Source organism: Vreelandella lionensis (assembly GCF_002087295.1).
Taxonomy (GTDB): Bacteria; Pseudomonadota; Gammaproteobacteria; order Pseudomonadales; family Halomonadaceae; genus Vreelandella; species Vreelandella lionensis.
The window spans coordinates 1-1,200 of the sequence record NZ_MWVI01000009.1 but is presented as its reverse complement, the minus strand read 5'-3'; the positions used below and the strand labels follow the sequence as shown (position 1 = coordinate 1,200).

Genomic DNA, 1,200 nt, shown 5'->3' with positions numbered 1-1,200 from the left:
GCAGCTACGGCAATTTCGGTACGCGGCTGTAGGTAGAGCCGCTGAGTCAGGCGCAGATCGTATTCGCTTTCCAGGCTGGCGGAGATATCGCCTGTCATCGCTTAGCATCAAGTCGAGATCGGTCGCGAAGCGATAGGGGGCGAGCCCCAATAGGCTGATGACGCCGAAATAGCGTTCGGGATAGTCATTCGTAGCGATACCGCCCTGATAACCGATGCCGCCCTGAAGTTCCCAGAAGTCGGCAATCAAACGACTATAAAGCAGGTTGAGGGACTCGAATTCTGCATCTTCGCCATCGCCCTGACGTTTTCGCCTTCGCCTTCCACGTATACGCGATTGAAATCACTGCCATACCAGGCCTGGAAATCCCAGACCAAGGCATCCCCCCCCTTGTCGGGCGAAGCATATTCCAAGCGATCGACCCGTACCGTGGTCATCGGGTGCTCCACGACCGGTGACGGCCAGCCGGCCGGGGCGTCATAGCCGTCTTCGGCTTGAGCAGTCGTGGCGGCGGCCATGCCGAGGGCGGCGCTGGCGAGGGTTAAGTAGTGCTTGGTTTTCATACTGCCTCCTTAAGAAACCTGAACAACGCGGAACATGCCAGCATACATGTGATAGAGAAGGTGGCAGTGGAACGCCCAACTGCCATCGGCGTCTGCAGTGATCAGCGCAGACACGCGCTCGCCGGGCTTCACGTTCAAGGTGTGTTTGCGCGGAATCAATTCACCCTGGCCTTTTTTCAGCTCCATCCACATGCCGTGGAGGTGGATAGGATGCTCCATCATGGTGTCGTTAATCAGAATTAGGCGCAGCCGCCCATCTTTCTCAAAATGAATAGGGCCGGTCCCTTCGCTAAACTTCTTACCGTCGAACGACCACATATAACGCTCCATATTGCCGGTCAGGTGCAGCTCAAGCTCACGGCCTGGCTCACGGCGATCAGGCCATGGTGTGAACGCTTTGAGATCCCGGTAAACCAATACGCGTCGTTCGTCAGGATCAATGCCGATTCCCGCCTGGTTATAGCGAGAGCCCGGCTGAGCTTCACCGGCGAGAAGCAAACCATTTGCGCCTATTTTGGCCTGCTCGGCTGCCATCCCCCCCATAGTAGAGTGATCCATGCCTTGCATGTTGGACATACCGGAGTGATCCATCCCAGCCATGCTGAAATGATCCATCCCCGACATGTTGGCCATGCCA

3 protein-coding genes and 1 pseudogene are annotated in these 1,200 nt (G+C 56.8%); all 4 read right to left on the bottom strand.

What is annotated here, in order from left to right:
* Window positions 1–98, bottom strand: a 98-nt coding sequence (locus B4967_RS19970; RefSeq protein ID WP_279384623.1) for a copper resistance protein B, incomplete at its 3' end; no start/stop codon positions are given.
* Window positions 99–156: 58 nt separating this feature from the next.
* Window positions 157–249 (bottom strand): annotated as a pseudogene (locus B4967_RS19965) (copper resistance protein B); the annotation flags it as partial.
* Window positions 246–563 (bottom strand): copper resistance protein B, encoded by a 318-nt coding sequence (locus B4967_RS19960; protein WP_279384622.1) that lies wholly within the window; start codon window positions 561–563, stop codon window positions 246–248. The pseudogene B4967_RS19965 and the gene B4967_RS19960, both read right to left, overlap by 4 nt.
* Before the next feature lie 9 nt (window positions 564–572).
* A partial coding sequence (locus B4967_RS00880; protein WP_148663884.1) for a multicopper oxidase domain-containing protein occupies window positions 573–1,200 on the bottom strand: 628 nt, incomplete at its 5' end.

Excerpts from the sequence above, each read along its gene's own strand:
- B4967_RS19960 (WP_279384622.1), bottom strand. The coding sequence starts at position 563 with ATGAAAACCAAGCACTACTTAACCCTCGCCAGCGCCGCCCTCGGCATG.